This window comes from Candidatus Binataceae bacterium, assembly GCA_035508495.1.
GTDB lineage: Bacteria > Desulfobacterota > Binatia > Binatales > Binataceae > JASHPB01.
Genome location: DATJMX010000074.1, coordinates 20654 through 35798 on the forward strand (window position 1 = coordinate 20654; position 15145 = coordinate 35798).

14 protein-coding genes are annotated in these 15145 nt (G+C 60.6%); 8 read left to right on the plus strand and 6 right to left on the minus strand.

Annotated elements, in window-relative coordinates; genetic code table 11:
• The first annotated feature begins 144 nt into the window (after positions 1–144).
• On the plus strand, positions 145–1377 hold the full coding sequence (locus tag VMA09_21750; protein HUA36247.1) for an acyl-CoA dehydrogenase family protein: 1233 nt from the start codon (positions 145–147) through the stop codon (positions 1375–1377).
• Between the two features lie 69 nt (positions 1378–1446).
• Complete coding sequence (locus tag VMA09_21755) at positions 1447–3081, plus strand: thiamine pyrophosphate-binding protein (GenBank protein ID HUA36248.1); 1635 nt, start codon at positions 1447–1449, stop codon at positions 3079–3081.
• Positions 3082–3204: 123 nt separating this feature from the next.
• On the opposite strand, the gene VMA09_21760 is transcribed toward VMA09_21755, so the two are convergent.
• Entirely contained in the window at positions 3205–4530 is a 1326-nt protein-coding gene (locus tag VMA09_21760) for an aromatic ring-hydroxylating dioxygenase subunit alpha (protein HUA36249.1), read from the minus strand.
• A 143-nt stretch (positions 4531–4673) separates the two neighbouring features.
• Between VMA09_21760 and VMA09_21765 the strand changes: the two genes are divergently transcribed.
• Positions 4674–5507, plus strand: coding sequence for an SMP-30/gluconolactonase/LRE family protein (locus tag VMA09_21765; GenBank protein HUA36250.1), 834 nt, complete (start codon positions 4674–4676; stop codon positions 5505–5507).
• Positions 5508–5510: 3 nt separating this feature from the next.
• Here the strand turns inward: VMA09_21765 and VMA09_21770 are convergent, their stop codons facing one another.
• Complete coding sequence (locus VMA09_21770) at positions 5511–5975, minus strand: aromatic-ring-hydroxylating dioxygenase subunit beta (protein ID HUA36251.1); 465 nt, start codon at positions 5973–5975, stop codon at positions 5511–5513.
• 133 nt (positions 5976–6108) lie between these two features.
• On the opposite strand from VMA09_21770, the gene VMA09_21775 reads away from it, so the two are divergent.
• Positions 6109–6855, plus strand: a complete 747-nt coding sequence (locus VMA09_21775; protein ID HUA36252.1) for a hypothetical protein — start codon at positions 6109–6111, stop codon at positions 6853–6855.
• Positions 6856–7005: 150 nt separating this feature from the next.
• Positions 7006–8238 carry an LLM class flavin-dependent oxidoreductase gene (locus VMA09_21780; protein HUA36253.1) on the plus strand — a complete coding sequence of 411 codons (1233 nt, stop codon included), beginning with the start codon at positions 7006–7008 and terminating at the stop codon, positions 8236–8238.
• 12 nt (positions 8239–8250) lie between these two features.
• Here VMA09_21780 and VMA09_21785 read toward each other — a convergent pair whose 3' ends face one another.
• The 4 genes from VMA09_21785 to VMA09_21800 all read right to left on the minus strand — a co-directional run bounded on the left by VMA09_21785 (position 8251) and on the right by VMA09_21800 (position 12963).
• Positions 8251–8946, minus strand: a complete 696-nt coding sequence (locus VMA09_21785; protein HUA36254.1) for an alpha/beta hydrolase — start codon at positions 8944–8946, stop codon at positions 8251–8253.
• Positions 8947–9044: 98 nt separating this feature from the next.
• Positions 9045–9899, minus strand: coding sequence for an alpha/beta hydrolase (locus VMA09_21790; protein HUA36255.1), 855 nt, complete (start codon positions 9897–9899; stop codon positions 9045–9047).
• Positions 9900–10159: 260 nt separating this feature from the next.
• Positions 10160–11116, minus strand: coding sequence for a decaprenyl-phosphate phosphoribosyltransferase (locus tag VMA09_21795; GenBank protein ID HUA36256.1), 957 nt, complete (start codon positions 11114–11116; stop codon positions 10160–10162).
• 5 nt (positions 11117–11121) lie between these two features.
• A complete protein-coding gene (locus tag VMA09_21800; protein HUA36257.1) occupies positions 11122–12963 on the minus strand; it encodes a hypothetical protein in 1842 nt (613 codons plus the stop codon).
• A gap of 154 nt (positions 12964–13117) precedes the next feature.
• Here VMA09_21800 and VMA09_21805 point away from each other — a divergent pair, with 154 nt between their 5' ends.
• The 3 genes from VMA09_21805 (at position 13118) to VMA09_21815 (ending at position 14945) form a co-directional block, all read left to right on the plus strand.
• Positions 13118–13786: a TetR/AcrR family transcriptional regulator gene (locus VMA09_21805; protein HUA36258.1), complete on the plus strand. Its 669-nt coding sequence runs from the start codon at positions 13118–13120 to the stop codon at positions 13784–13786.
• A gap of 20 nt (positions 13787–13806) precedes the next feature.
• The gene (locus VMA09_21810; GenBank protein ID HUA36259.1) at positions 13807–14298 is read left to right on the plus strand and encodes a PhzA/PhzB family protein; all 492 of its coding nucleotides are present in this window, start codon (positions 13807–13809) and stop codon (positions 14296–14298) included.
• Between the two features lie 344 nt (positions 14299–14642).
• On the plus strand, positions 14643–14945 hold the full coding sequence (locus tag VMA09_21815) for a contractile injection system protein, VgrG/Pvc8 family (protein ID HUA36260.1): 303 nt from the start codon (positions 14643–14645) through the stop codon (positions 14943–14945).
• Positions 14946–15145: the final 200 nt, after the last annotated feature.

Sequence of the window (15145 nt, forward strand, 5' to 3'; positions counted from 1 at the left end):
TTAGTCAAGACGGCGCGGGTGGCATTAGGGAGTCCTGGCAGTAGGCATCGCGGCTGATTTCCATTATTCAATGAGACCAGAAGTCTTGCGCATGCGAGTCGTGCGCGTCGCCAGTTCCAGGCGCAGAAAGAGGCCACTATGCAGATGAACGTTAAACCAATCCCGACGCTGGACCCGCGCATCAATGAGATCCGCGAGCTCACTGCGCGAATCGTCAACCGCGAAATCCTGCCCAACGAGGGCAAGCTGTGGGCCGACTGGCGCCGCGGCGCGAATGACGAGCAGCGCCAGGCCTCGCGCGAGCTGCGCGAATCGATCAAGCAGAAGGTGAAGGAGGCGGGACTGTGGGCGCCTCATCTGCCGCCCGAGTACGGCGGCGCGGGTCTGCATTTTCTCGAGCACGCCTACATGAATGAGGTGCTCGCCTACAGCCTCGGCGCGGCGAGCCTGTTTGGCGTGGTCGCGCCCAACTCGGGCAACCAGCAGATTCTCCTCAAGTACGGCACCGCGGAGCAGAAGGAAAAATGGCTGGTGCCGCTCACCGAAGGGAAGATGGAATCGGGATTCTCGATGACCGAGCCCGATTCCGCCGGCTCCGACCCGCGATCGATTAAGACCACGGCGCGGCGCGACGGTGACGAGTGGGTGATCAACGGTCACAAGTGGTTTACATCGAACGGCTTTCGCGCCGATTTTCTGATCGTGATGTGCCGCACCGAGGGCGTCGGAAAAGACAACGGGCGCATGACGCAGATTATCGTGCCCAAGAACACGCCGGGCCTGAAAATCGTGCGCGGCGTCGAGGTCTGGGGCCGCCAGAGCGATCACTGCGAGATCCTATACGAGGATGTGCGCGTCCCCCTGACCAATGCCCTCGGCCACGCGGGCTCGGGCCATCAGGCGGCGCAGGATCGCCTCGGCGCGGGGCGCATCTACCACTGCATGAACTCCGTCGGGCAGATGTGGCGGGCATTCGATCTGATGGTCGAGCGGGCGACGATGCGCGAGGTGCACGGCGGCAAGCTCGAGACCAAGCAGTTCATCCAGGGCTTCATTGCCGATTCGTATATTGACATCCAGTCAGCGCGGCTCATGACGATTCATTGCGCGGAGAAGATGGACGGCGGCGGTGATCCGCGCACCGATATCTCCGCGATCAAGATCTTTGTGCCGGCGGCGTTCGAGCGCGTAGTCGATCGCGCGATCCAGGTCTGGGGCGCCGCGGGAGTCTCGGGCGACCTGCCGCTCTCGGGTATGTTCCAGGGCGCACGGACGCTGCGCATCGCGGACGGTCCCGACGAAGTCCACAAGATCCTGATCGCGAAGAACGTGCTCAGCCGCTATCACAACGGCGAGAGCTGGGACTTCGGCAACTGATGGGTGCGATTGCAAATCGGCCTGCACGGTAGCGAGTTCCGACTCGCACTGCGGAGGAGGTAACCAATCATGGGAACACTACGCGGCGAACAGATCATTGCGCAGGCGTTCAAGCGTGAAGGAGTCGATACGATCTTCTTCATGATGGGCGGGCCGACCGGCGGCACGGCCGGCGCGTGCCTCGACCTCGGCATGCAGGGCATCTACGTGCGCCACGAGCAGGCGGCCGCGATGATGGCGCACGCGTATGCGCGCGTCACAGGCAAGCCCGGCATCTGTATCGCGCCGATGGGGCCGGGCGTCGCGAACCTCGTGACGGGACTCGGTAATGCGTGGGCCGATGCGTCGCCGGTTATCGCGATTGGCGGCGCGGCGCCGATGCGCGGCACGACGCTCGATACGTTCCAGGAGATGGATCAAATCCCGATGATGCGGCCGATCGTGAAGGCTGCGTACCGCATCGATCTCGGCTATCGCATTCCCGAATACATCAGTATCGCGTTTCGTGAGGCGCTCGACGGCAAGCGCGGCCCGGTTTACCTCGATCTGCCGGGCGACATCCTGTCGGGCAAAGTCGAGGAAGATAAAGTCCACTGGGTCGATGCGCCATATCGCACCGATGCGCGGCCGGCGGGCGATCCCAAGTCGATACGCAGCGCGGTCGCACTATTAGCCAAAGCCCGTAAACCTCTAGTGCTCACTGGAAGTGGAGTGCTGTGGTCGCAGGCCGAGAGCACTTTGCAGAAGTTCGTCGAGGCGACCGGGATTCCATTCTTCACGACGCCGCAGGGCCGTGGCGTGATCGCCGAGGATCATCCGCGGTCGTTCCCGGGTGCGCGATCGACCGCATTTCGCGAGGCTGACGTGGTGCTGGTCATCGGCGCGCGGGCCAATTCGATGCTGTCGTTTCTGCGACCGCCGCGTTTCTCGGCGGACGCAAAGTTCATCAACGTGAATCTCGACGGTAAGGAAATCGGACACAACCGCGCCGCCGAGATCGGCATTATCGGTGATGCGCGGCTGGTGCTCGAGCAGCTCATCGACGAGTCCGCCGGCAAATTCGATTCGAAGAATGAGAGTGAATGGGTCGCGCAGCTTGCCGTCAAGCATCGCTCGAATCTCGAGCGTTCAGCGCCTCTCCTCCATTCGAACGCGGTGCCGATTCATCCGCTGCGGCTCTGCAACGAGGTCAAGAACGTCATTTCGCGCGACACGATCCTCGTCGTCGATGGGCACGAGATCCTCAACTTCGCGCGCCAGTCGATTCCGATTTTCCAGGCGCGATGCAGCCTCAATGCGGGACCGCACGGATGCATGGGCGTCGGGATTCCGTTCGGCATCGGCGCGAAAGCCGCGCGGCCGAATCAGCCCGTCGTGGTGCTGAGCGGCGACGGCGCCTTTGGCTGGAACGGGATGGAAATGGACACCGCGATTCGGCATCAGCTTCCGATCGTCGTCGTGGTTTCCAACAACGGTGGCTTCACGTCACGCAAAACGGGCGGCACCGTCGGACGCGATCTCGGCTTCCAGCGTTATGACAAATTGGTCGAGGCGCTCGGCGGATATGGTGAGTTCGTAGAGCAGCCCGACGCGATTCGCCCGGCGATCGAGCGCGCCATAAAGAGCGGCAAGCCCGCGCTCGTCAATGTGTGTACGGATCCCGACGCGCAAGCCTCCACCGATATGGGGTTCGCGGGCTATTGAGCGGAAGGAGCGGAAGCAGAACTCACCACTCAGATCACAAAGGCACGAAGCGCAGCGGCGCGACGCCGCTTCGAAGGAAAAGTTTTCTTCGTGTCTTTGTGCCTTGCTGGTGATCCTTCTCTGTTAGATCTTCGGAGCTGCGCGCAACGCGGCGATTCGCTGCGGCGCCTGCGATGCGCGAATCATCAGGGCTCGCCAGCGCCGATAGAAGGCGCGCTGCGGAGTCTCGTCGGTGATTTGGCCGACGATTACGCCGTTCTCCTCCTCGCGCTCGCGATCGATTCCGCGCGACAGCTCGAGCCATTCTGCGCCTTTGACGCGGAGCCCCGCGCTGCATCGGTTGAACATCTCGACATCGTCGGGAGCGCCGCCGCCCGCGGAGCCATAGAACGATTCATGCGCGCGCAGCCGCGCGACATTGATCTCGTCGGGCACACCCTTGAGCGTCGTCGGCAGGAGGTGAACGTCGGTGCGCGTCGCGTGCACGGGAATCGTCATTCGCAACTGGATGCCGATGATCAGCAGGTTCGGAAAGATCGCGAGGTTGACGTTGGACGCCGCGAAAATCTCCGCCGTGCGCGCTTCGCCGTAGCGCGCAATCATGCTGTTGACGTATGCGTCGCTGGCTGCCTGCGAGGTCGCGCCACGCAGCAGGTTCGATACGGGACGGCTGCCGTCGCGGCGCTTGGGCGTCATGTCGAGAATCGAATGCCCGTTGCCAAGGTCCTTGCTTTCGTAATCGGCGTTGCCGGTGAAGAGCTGCATCACCTTGCGGCCGATGCGGCTCGCCTGCGCTTCGAAGAATGCCTGGTGCACGAAGTTCGGATGGTAGCCATCGACCCCGTTTTCCATCTGAAACTTCCAGTTACCATCGTATCCGTATTTGTGAGTGCCGGAGCGCGTCTCGACTTCGCCTTCGGGCGAGAGCTCCATGAACAGATCGATGTAGCGCCTCGCGTTGCCGAGATAGTCGCTGAGCGGCTCCACGTCGGGACTGAGGCTGGCGAAAACGAGCCCCCGATACTTATCAACGCGCGCCGCCTTGATGAGCCCGAATTTGCGCTTGTCGAAGCTGCTGCCGTAGCCCTCGGCATACGGCACGCCGATCAACTCGCCGCGGCTGTTGTAAGTCCATCCGTGATACCAGCAGCGCAAGGTCGGCGAGTTGCCGCGATTCTCCTGGCACACCGTCGCACCGCGATGCATGCATCGATTCATTACGACGTGGATGTCGCCGTGCTCGTCGCGCGTCACGATCGCAGGCTGGGTGCCGAAGCTAACGGTCTTGAAATCGCCCGGCGCGGCGACTTCGCTCTCGTGTCCGACGAAGATCCAGTGGTTCTCGAAGATGCGCTCCATTTCGAGTTCGAAGATCTCTTCTTCGAGGTAGATCTTTCGATGAACCCGCGTCTCCTGCACCATCTCCTCGAGCTTCAGATGTGACGGCATGAGGCACTCTCCTGCGGGCTGGCGTAGCCCGATTCGATCGGAGCGTTGATGCCCATAACCTCGCTCCGCGAGCGCCGATTTGCAACCTCGTCAAGGCCTCGAATCTGATTGACAATCTTGTCAATTCGCCGCTAGTTGGCTTCATGAACAAGCGCATCACGACGACTCTCGCGAGCGGCTTCCTGTTCCTGGAAGGGCCCCGCTGGCATGGCGGTGAACTCTGGATGGCCGAGATCGGCGCGGGCGATGTCGTCGCGATTACGGCCGACGGCCAGCGCCGGACGATCGCGAAAGTTCCCGGCACCCCGTCGGGCATCGGCTTTCTTCCCGACGGCACTCCGCTCGTCGTCTCCGTGCGCGATCGCAAGCTGATGCGAATCAAAGGCAACACGCTGGAAGTGCATGCGGATCTCAGCGCAGTATCGCCGTTCCTCAACGACATGGTTGTCGACCGGCAGGGCCGCGCCTATGTCGGCAATTTCGGTTTCGATGTTTTGAAGGGCGAGCCTGCCAAGCCCGGTTCCGAAGTGCTGGTGCATCCCGACGGCCGAGTCGCCGTGGTCGCCAAGGATCTCAACGGGCCCAATGGCGCGGTCGTCACTAGCGATGGCCGCCTCGTTGTTGCGGAAAGCTTCGGCGGCCGTCTCAGCAGCTTTCCGATCAAGCAGGATGGCAGTCTTGGTGAGGCGACGAAGATTCCGCTCGAAGGATCGCCCGACGGAATCTGTCTCGATGCCGGGGCCGGGATCTGGGTTGCGCTCTTCGACAAGAATCGCTTCGACCGTGTGCTGGACGGCAAAGTCGTCGAGACCGTCGAAACTCCCGGTCGTCATGCGATCGCCTGTCAGTTGGGAGGTGCTGACGGCCGGACGCTGTTCTGCCTGACTTACGAAGGCGCGCTCGAGGATATCGGCAAAGCGCCTTCGGCCCAGGTCGAGACCACTACCGTCGATGCGCCTGCGGCGGGCTCTCCGTAAGATTCAGATCAGGAACGTCAGGTTGTCGATCACTTCGTCGCTGTTCACCAGCCTCACGGTTTTCGACGCGATCCTGAGCAGGCCGCCGACCTCGCGCAATTTGTGAATTGTGCGGCCGGCGAAGATGTTTTGCTTGCCGTGCCGCAGCTCCGCCAGCATGAAGTTCGAACGTACGACGATGTCGCCGGCTTCGTCCTCGATCTCGATATTCGAAATTACTCGGCGCATCCGCGACTTGGGTTGCTGCGAATGCGCGACCCCGCTCATCAGCCGCACGATGCGCGCCTCGAGGCGCGCGCGATCGTCATAGATGATCGACACCGACCGTCTGGGATCGATCTCCTCGGCGCCTGACGGAACCCAGTAGAGGCATTCGTCGGCCCACATCGCGAGCCATTCCTCGTAGCGGCTTTCATCGGCTAGCAAAGCTTCGTGGAAGATGAGCTGCTCGATACGATCACGGTCCATCGCGCGTCACCTCGTACGAAGGTCATACTCCAGAACTCGTCGGCGATGAATTGCAGCGCCCGCGAAAAACTTCTTCAATCTGATCTCAATTGCGGCGCGGTGACGGCGCTCGAAACGTTCGACGGAGAATGACGTGTCCGGAATTCGCATGATCACGGTCGCTCAGATCGTCCCGCTATTGAGTCTCACGGGCGTGGTGCTCAACGCTTTGGGCGGCCTCTATCTCGCCTACGATCTGCTCGGGACCAAGCATGGGCCGTTGCGGCTCGTCTCGCGGCTTTTTACCTACTGCGCGATCTTCGGTCTCGGCTACGCGACGACGCTCGGTTTGTGGTTCGGCCTAACCGGCGCCTTCGTCCTGGGGCCAACGATCGAATATCAACTCTGGCGGCGCTCGCGCGGAATCCCACCTTCGAATTCGGAATGGGCGGCGATGGCGGCGCTGCGCGGGTTCGCTTTCGGTGCCGCCGGATGGCTCTCCGTCGGTCGCGATTTCGGAATCGTATTCGGAGTCCTGAGCGCGCTCGCGATGCATATCGCCTACGAGTTCGGCTTCGGGACCAACGCCTATCGCATCTACCAGCGTCCGCGTATCGAGCGCGCCAGTCTGTTAGGCGACCTGGTGCGAGGCGTGATGGTGGGGCTCGCCGGCGTAATCAGCGGTGCGGTAACCGGCCGCTCGGAGGCGCTGCTCCACGGAATCCAAATCGGATTGGTGGTAGGTGTCTTGAACACGACGGTGACGGTCTTAAGCCCGTCGGTAGAATGGTGGGCGGATAACTTGCCGGATCGAGCGCTCGGCGGTTACGGCGCGTTCCTGGTTCTGATCGGATCCGCGCTGCAAACCGTGCAATACGTGACGCCGCTCGTCTCGCGCTGATGGTCTGGCTCGTCACGCCTCGGTGTTGGTCCTCGGCCGATTGATCAGGCCGTGATTCATCTTTGCGGTCAGACGCGAGCTGGCGTATGTTTGCCGAATAGTTGAGTTGTTAAACGATTCGGGACGCTTCCGCGCGGCCAAGGAGTAGCTATGAAGTTCATGTTCTTCGTTCTGCCGACGTTGCCGGCCACTCTGACCGAGCGACGCCAACTGCGGCCGATCGCGATGCATCAGGAGCGCTGGGACGCGATGATCGAAGAGGTCGTCGAGCTGGCGCAGCTTGCCGAAGAGGTCGGCTTCGACGGCTTCTGTTTCCCTGAGCATCATCTGCACAGCGAAGGCGTCGAGATGGGCAGTCTGCCCGTGCTCACGCAGCACGTCATTCACAATACCAAGCGCATGAAGGTCGGACCCATCGGCTACGTGCTGCCCGGATGGAATCCGCTCCGACTCGCGCTCGAAATCGCATGGCTCGATCAGTTGACCAAGGGCCGCACCTTCATCGGCTTTGCGCGCGGATATCAGAACCGCTGGCTCAGCCAGATGGCGCAGAAGATCCACGTGATGGCGACGGCGAGCGACAAGAGCGAGACCGATCGCATCAACCGCGAGGCATTCGAGGAGGTCTTCCGCTTCCTCAAGCTCGCGTGGGGCGACGAACCGTTCCGCTTCAAGGGCAAGTATTATCAGTATCCAACTCCGGAAGAGGGTACGCCGTGGCCCGCGCACGAATGGACGCGGCAATATGGCTTTCCGGGCGAGGTCGACGAGCTCGGCAGGATTCAAAAGATCAACGTCGTGCCCAAGCCCTATCAGCGGCCGCATCCGCAGTTGTTCCAGGCCTTCTCGGTCAGCGAAGAAACGATCAGGTGGTGTGCGCGCGAGAATATCATTCCGACGGTCCTCCTGCCCCAGGCTCCCGTGGTGCGCAAATTCGCTGAGGCCTATCAGCAGGAAGCGGTGAAGGCTGGACGCAACCTGACGCTCGGCGAGAGCTTCGGCGTGCTGCACTGCGTCTACCTCGCCGACAGCAAGGAGCAGGCGTACAAGCTCGGCAACGACGGAATCTGCGGAATCGGCTTCAAGCAGTTCTTTCACCACTTCGGATTCTCGGAAGCATGGCGCCTGCCCGAGGACGAGGCCAAGTATCCGACCGGCAAGGTGATGCTGCCGGCGTCGGAGATTTCGATGGAGCGCCTCGAGCGCAGCGGCTTCGCCTTCTGCGGCACCGTCGATGACGTTCGTCGTGAGATGGACGCGGTGGCCGAGAACGTCCATCCGGAGTGGTTCGTGTGGCAGAGCGATCAGGGATTTCTGAAGAAGGACGTCGTCAAGCGCGAGCTGGAAATCTTCGGCAAGGAGATTCTGCCTCGCTACAAATAGCCACGCGACGGCCTACGCGCTGCTAACTCCGTTCATCGCCTCGCGGATGATGTCGACGACGAGGCCGGGCGCAGTGACTATTGGCGCATGATCGACAGGATGCGACCGCACGCGCGCTCTCATCCGATCGGCCATGAAGCGCTGCGTGTCGTGAGCGATCATGCGATCGCCCTCCGCTATCAGGAACCAGGCCGGTCGATCTTTCCAGAGCGGACGATTCACACGCACTGAAATACACGCGGGCGAAAGCGGCCGTTGCACTGCGCGCAGCAGTGCCAGTTCTTCCGCCGAGGCGTTCTGCGCGAATGCTGCCGGAAATGCCTCGTCAGGCAGATAGATCAACCCATGCTTGTCAGGCGCCAGCTTCGGCGCCATCGGATGAGGCTTGATCCGATAGAAAACATCGGCCACGGTCTCACCTTCGTCGGGCGCAAGGGCGGTGATGTAGACAAGAGCCTTTACCTTCTCACTGCGTGTCGCCGCGATCACCGCCCCGGCGTACGCGTGAGCCACGAGGACGATCGGTCCCGAGACTCGCTCGAGTGCGCGCTCAAGCGCGGCGGCATCGTCGGCAAAAGAAGTCAGCGGAATCGGCGCCGCGAGAACATTAACGCCGTCCGCAGCGAGCGGCGCGATTACTTTGGCCCAACTCGATCCGTCGGCCCAGGCGCCATGGACCAGCACAACATTCATGTTCTCACGCGACATGAGCTCTCTCCTTGTGACGCTCGATCAACTGATTGGCGACATCATTGAGGTCGGCGCCGAACTCCAATTCGATTGGGACGCTCATCTGAGCCGCGCAGTTACCGAACGAGAAACTCGCGGATAGCTGCTGCGATCTCGGCCGCGTGCGTCTCGAGCGCAAAGTGTCCCGTATCGAGGAAGCGCACGACTGCGCCAGGAATGTCGCGTTTGAACGCCTCGGCGCCCGGAGGCAGGAAGAACGGATCGTTCTTGCCCCAGATGGCAAGGAGCGGAGGTTTATGGTCACGGAAATACTTCTGAAAAGTCGGGTAAAGCGCGACGTTCGACTTGTAGTCACCGAAGAGATCGAGCTGCGGCTCATCGGCGCCCGGCCGCGCGAGGTAGAAACTGTCGAGTGAGTATCCATCCGGCGAGACCTTCGTCGCATCGGGCACGCCGTGAGTATATTGCCAGACAGTCGTTTCAGGCTTCAGGAAAGCGCGGAGCGCATCGCGATTGGCCTGCGAGGCGTTCTCCCAATAGGCGCGGATCGGATTCCATCCTTCGCTCAGACCCTCGACGTACGCGTTGCCGTTCTGCGAGATAATCGCCGAGATGCGCTCCGGATGCTTCAGCGCAATCCGCAGCCCCGTGGGTGCGCCGTAGTCAAAGATATAGATCGCAAAGCGCGTCAGCCCTATCACCTCGGTGAAGCGATCAATCGCATCCGCAATATTGTCGAAGTTATAGTTGAACGTTTCCCGGGAAGGCAGGCTCGACTGGCCGAAGCCGGGCAGGTCCGGCGCGACGAGGTGAAAGCGATCGGCAAGAAGCGGAATCAGATCGCGGAACATGTGCCCAGCGGTTGGGAATCCATGCAAAAGCAGCAAGGTTGGCGCGTCGGGCCTACCGGCTTCGCGATAGAAAATCTTGAGGCCGGCAACATCAACGGCGCGATAATTGATCGATTGCATTGAAATCTCCTGTGACGATTTTCTCGGCGCGCAGCACAGCGCGACGCAAGGGTCACGCCATCGCCGCGAGGCGCGCGAGTCCGAACTTGATCGTTGTATGAAGTGCTATTCCGTCTTCGATTCTGACGAGCATTCGCAAATTCGCGACGATTCCTAAGTCGATTGAAGAAGCGCAATCGCTGAATGGTCAATCAGATCGAGGCAACAGCAACGACATTGTGTTCGTCGTTTCGACCACTGAATTCAAAGTGGTTGGATGCCTAGACGTAGAGCAAGGTTACATCGGCCACGATCCACAGAAGGACCGTCAGCAGCAGTGGGCCGTCGCGAGCGACCAGCCGTGCAGGATCGCCGCCTTCGTTGCGCGCGTCGACCAGGTAGAGGTAGCGGAGAATTCCGAATGCAACAAAGGGTACCGTCAAATATAGATAACGAGTTCCGAGCTTCGCTTCGACTTCGGCCGAGGCGGTGTAGATCATGTAGCTGATCAGCGTTGCGCCAGCGACGATCGCGAGCATCTGGTCGAGCAGGCGCACGCTGTACTGCCCGAGCACTCCACGATGCGCGCTTGCGCCGTCGCCCATCGCGATGAGTTCGTGCCGGCGCTTGGCGACCACAAGCAGCATCGCCAGCATGAAGGTCATGAAGACCAGCCATGGCGATACTTCGGCACCGATCGCGACCGCACCTCCGAACGCGCGCAGCACGAACCCGGTCGCAACCGCGATCACGTCGAGTATCACGTACTGCTTCGCCCACAGCGAATATCCGAACTGAAGTGCGATGTAGAGCGCGGCGATCCCGAGGAAGCCGAACCCGAGCGCGACGCTCAAGAATGTTGCGATGGCGCCGAGTGCGAGCGCGAAGTAGGCGGCTTGCCTGACCGTAAGATCGCCGCGGGCCAGCGGGCGATCGTGCTTTTCCGGGTTGAGGCGATCGGCTTCTCGATCTGAAATATCATTCAGGACATACGCGAAGCTCGACAAAGCGCAGAACGCCACGAACGCGACCACTGCCAAAGCTGCATCGCGCGGGTGGAACAGGCGATGGCTGAAGACGAGCGCTGCCAGAACCAAACCGTTCTTGATCCACTGCCACGGACGCGCGAGCACGATCAGCGCGAGGCCTGTGCCGCATTTCGTAGCGCCTCCAAACGCGGCGGAGTCGACGACGGCAGAACTCGCGCGCGAGATAGTCGAGGTGCACTGCGCCGCCATTTGACTTAGAAAATCCCGCGCTGGGGATAGAATCTGTCGGTGTGACCGACGACCGGTGGAGTCCACGGAACGTACGCGCCATCCTGCCAGGCCATCCAGCGCAGCGAAGGATCTTCGAGTGGTACCGGAAACTGGTACAGCACCCGCTCGGGATCACCTTGTGCGTCCAGAGTTTCGACCACGACCGAGAGACCTGGCACTTCGAAATGCTGTCCCGCCGAAAAGCGATCATTGGGACTACGCACATACCGACTGAATGCGGTCGGAAAGAATCCACCGACAAAATTAACTTCCAGCGACCGAGGCCCGACGCGCGTCACCTCCAAGGTGCCGCCCGTAGAAAGCGCGCGCAGGTGCCGCGGGATTGGAAGGTCCGCGAGCCGATGCAAGGCCCAAATCGCTGTGACGGTATAGATGTGGTCGGGGGGGTTAATCAGCACCAGGTCCTGCGAGGCGATTTGCGGATCGCCTGGCACGCTCGCCATCGCATGCTTCAGCCGGGTGTTGACTTCTTTCTGGTATGCGATCACGGCGATTCCGATCAGCGGAGCGGCGATCAAGTGAAGCAGCAGGAGGAGTGAAGTTGCGGCCCACGCAAAACCCTTCCAGATGCGTGAGACTGGCGCGCCGGAATAGCCAGCGAAGACGAACTGTGTCACTTGAGCGAGAAGTGCCATCGAACCCAACCCGACGAAACCTAGCAGGCGATTCTCCGGGCCCACGGCGCTAATCGGGACCAACGACAGCAGCGCGCCGAGGGCCCAGAACCGCGCCACCCGATCGCGTAGAATCAGCGGGATAAAGAGCACCGTGACGATTGCGGCGATCGCGAAGCTGAACACGCTCAAGTGAATGAACGCCGAGGTGCCAGGCGCGTTGGCCATGCTCAGCTCGGCAGGCAGCGGCGACCATTGTCCCATCAGCAGGAATGCAGCCCGCTGGCAAAATAAACCGGCGAAGCGAAGCGGATTATGAAGCGGGTCGATGTAAAAGCCCGAACCTTGCGTACCGAAATTGCCCAGCTTGTAGATCAATGCCCACGCGCCCAGCACTGCGCCATGAGGCAGGAGCCGCATGAGCCGCGCTCGAATTCCGTCTTCATCAACGGCCAGCGCATAAGCAAGCAGGTACGCCACGGTAGCTAGGCCCATCTCGTAGGCCGATAGCGACAGCGCCAGCATCAGCACGCTCAGCCACCGAGTCGATGACTGGCCGTGCTTGCGCCAGCGAACGAACGTCAGCACGCTCAAAAATCCAAAGCAGCAGGCAATCAAGGCGTTGCGGTTGGCCAGGTATCCAGCAGGCACGGCATGCGCGCCGTCGAGCGCATACATCAGAGCCGCCAGCCCAGCTATCCAGGTCGGGCCCAGCAATTCACGGTAGAGAAGCGCGGCCACCAGGACCGCCGCGGCCAGCCAGAGCAGACTGTGCAGATGCATCAGGGCCGGATGATTCGGCCAGAGGCGATAGTCGAGCATCATGGTAAGCGTGCTGGCGTAACGCAGAAACACCTGGTGCAGATTCGGCGAAGCCCACCATGGCAGCGAGCCGAAATCCATCTGGCTCAAGATGTGCGCGCGATCGATGTATGGCTCGAAGGTCTGAATCGGCTTGGAGTCGCCGTAGCCGAGGAGCGTGACGCGCTGAAAATAATCGTCGAGCTGCCAACCGCCGGTTAACGTCGGCAGCATCGCGATGGCCGCGAGGATCGCGGCTGCGAGCGGCAGCCGGCGATGCGCGAGCAGCGTCCCGACGCCCGCCGCCACGCGCTTGCGCATCGGCGCGCGCGTCGAACGATCGCCAGCTCGCGGCGGGACGTCCTGGTCGAACGAAATCTTACCTGCCATTTGTGTTGACTTAGCCATAATATTTAAGTGAACTAAATATATATGATTAGCCCAAGTCAAGGCAGCAATAACGCTGCATCGCCGGACCGCCGCAAAGAGCTCCGCCTCAGGCGGAGATTCCCTTCGCGGCTCGCGATGTGTCATTGATCCGGCGATGGGTTTGCGCGAGGAGAAGAAAGCCGAACAGCGCCGCGCGATTCTGTACACGGCGGCCGCGCTCTTTCGCAAACGGGGTTACGATGAGACCCGCATCCGCGATATCGCAGAGCGATTGCGCATCAGCGAGGTCACGTTCTTTAATTACTTTCCCAGCAAGGACGCGCTGATCATGGCGTTTGCGGTCGAAATGCTTGAGTTCTCAATCGCCTCGGTGAAACGCGAGCTTAAGCGCGATGACTGCAGCGTACCCGACCGCATTCGCAGTCTGATGCGTCAATGGGCGATCTCGTGGGATTCGGACCCTGAGTATCACGTGCTCGTCGCTACGCAATCAGGGTTGATGACCGATGCGACTGGCGTTATTCGCGAGAAGGGGCTTCAACTCTACGCGCAATACGAGCGACTCTTCGCTTTGGGCCAGCAGCGTGGTGAGATTCGCGCCGATCGCAAGACGCTCGACCTTGCAGAAATGATGGAAGGAATATTCACATTGATCGCCCGCAACTGGGCCAGCGGATGGTGGGGAAAGAAGACCCAGTCTTTGGAACAACGATTTATGAACGCGATGGACGTCTTTCTCGAAGGATGCGCCGCGTCTGGCGCGGCCCAATCGCGAGCTTCAAGTCCCCATCGCAAAGCGCGACTTCGCGTGAGCAACAAGTAGGAGCGAAGAGGAGATAAACGATGGCGCGGAAGACGATCGGCGATGCGTTTGGCGGCAAGGTCACGACCCTGGAAGAACAGCGCGCAATCTGGCTCGATGCCTTGCACCAAGATGCGATCTGGGAGGGGCCGACGTTCGAGATCCCGGTCGCGATGATCGGGTTCGAGGCGGTGAGCCGTTTCATGGAATATCTGCTCAGCGTGGTTCCGCGCTTTAGCACAAAACCGGTCGGCGTGTATCCCACGGCCGATCCAGACTCGATGATTGTCGAGTCGTCCGGTGGCGGTGATACCGTTGACGGCGGCCGCTATACCCAGCGCTATTTCACACTGATCACAACCAAAAACGGTCAGGCGTTCCGCATGCGCGAATATGTGAATCCGTTCCAGACCTACAAGGCCTTCGGCAAGGAACGATGGGAACGCGTCACTGGCGAGATCGCGGCCAAGCACAATCGCCCCTGGCCCGCATCGCAACCCCCCGATCCGATCACGTTACCGCCGCTTAGATAGCCGGTGTTAATCGGATCGGGATTCCTGATCGGAGACCGAACAATCTATAGTCAGTCAGCCGTTTGAGGTACCTGCCTCTAACCATTGCCAGTTGCGGAAGAAACTCTGCGGCGCTTCGTAAAATGCCGGGAGTTGCCAATGCCGCCATTCGTTGCTCGTGAACGTGGCGGCACTTCCATACGGCCAGCGTGTCAAACCGTTCGGATTCGCTGAGCTTTATGAGAAGGTTGCGCCTGTGCTGCCGGCGCATAGATTACCATAGTATTTCGCCGTTGCGATTAACCCCTGCCAATGGAAGGCTGATGCGAACTGATTAACGGCAGCCTCGTTAATAATTCCGTAACGTGCTGATCCAGGCCGCTAGTCTGACAGTCAAGCAACGCCGTGGTGGGCAGCGGCACTACACCTACTTTGGGATAGTGACGGCCTTCGAGCAGGAGCGCAAAGTGAAACGCTATACCTGCTGCAGGGTGACGATGGAGCCGCGATTAAGCCAGCTCGGCCGCTATCGTTATTCCGATTACTACATCAACAAGAGCGTGGCGGAGATCATCGAGGCGGTGCTGATTAACTCCGGACTCAACCGAGACGTGGATTTCATGATGCGGCTGAACGGCAAGGAAATCTATCTCTTGAGAAAACTGTAGATCGTGAAGTCTAGTATGATGAGGGTCCTTCAGACTGAGGAACCTCCGTTACGGAAGCCCTCTTTCCGTGTCGCATGACGTGCTTTTAGGCGACTTCGAAACTCATCAGGTCTTTGCTATTTGTGATAATTCTCCGGTAAGCGCGTTCGAGCTACGTCTTCACGAGGACTACTGTCAAGACTTCCTCCAGTTAGATTTGA

What these genes read in the sequence shown, in the direction of transcription:
- VMA09_21750 (HUA36247.1), top strand. Translation starts at nt 145, where the DNA reads ATGAACGTTAAACCAATCCCGACGCTGGACCCGCGCATCAATGAGATC.
- VMA09_21755 (HUA36248.1), top strand. Translation starts at nt 1,447, where the DNA reads ATGGGAACACTACGCGGCGAACAGATCATTGCGCAGGCGTTCAAGCGT.
- VMA09_21760 (HUA36249.1), bottom strand. Translation starts at nt 4,530, where the DNA reads ATGCCGTCACATCTGAAGCTCGAGGAGATGGTGCAGGAGACGCGGGTT.
- VMA09_21765 (HUA36250.1), top strand. Translation starts at nt 4,674, where the DNA reads ATGAACAAGCGCATCACGACGACTCTCGCGAGCGGCTTCCTGTTCCTG.
- VMA09_21770 (HUA36251.1), bottom strand. Translation starts at nt 5,975, where the DNA reads ATGGACCGTGATCGTATCGAGCAGCTCATCTTCCACGAAGCTTTGCTA.
- VMA09_21780 (HUA36253.1), top strand. Translation starts at nt 7,006, where the DNA reads ATGAAGTTCATGTTCTTCGTTCTGCCGACGTTGCCGGCCACTCTGACC.
- VMA09_21785 (HUA36254.1), bottom strand. Translation starts at nt 8,946, where the DNA reads ATGTCGCGTGAGAACATGAATGTTGTGCTGGTCCATGGCGCCTGGGCC.
- VMA09_21790 (HUA36255.1), bottom strand. Translation starts at nt 9,899, where the DNA reads ATGCAATCGATCAATTATCGCGCCGTTGATGTTGCCGGCCTCAAGATT.
- VMA09_21795 (HUA36256.1), bottom strand. Translation starts at nt 11,116, where the DNA reads ATGGCGGCGCAGTGCACCTCGACTATCTCGCGCGCGAGTTCTGCCGTC.
- VMA09_21800 (HUA36257.1), bottom strand. Translation starts at nt 12,963, where the DNA reads ATGGCAGGTAAGATTTCGTTCGACCAGGACGTCCCGCCGCGAGCTGGC.
- VMA09_21805 (HUA36258.1), top strand. Translation starts at nt 13,118, where the DNA reads ATGGGTTTGCGCGAGGAGAAGAAAGCCGAACAGCGCCGCGCGATTCTG.
- VMA09_21810 (HUA36259.1), top strand. Translation starts at nt 13,807, where the DNA reads ATGGCGCGGAAGACGATCGGCGATGCGTTTGGCGGCAAGGTCACGACC.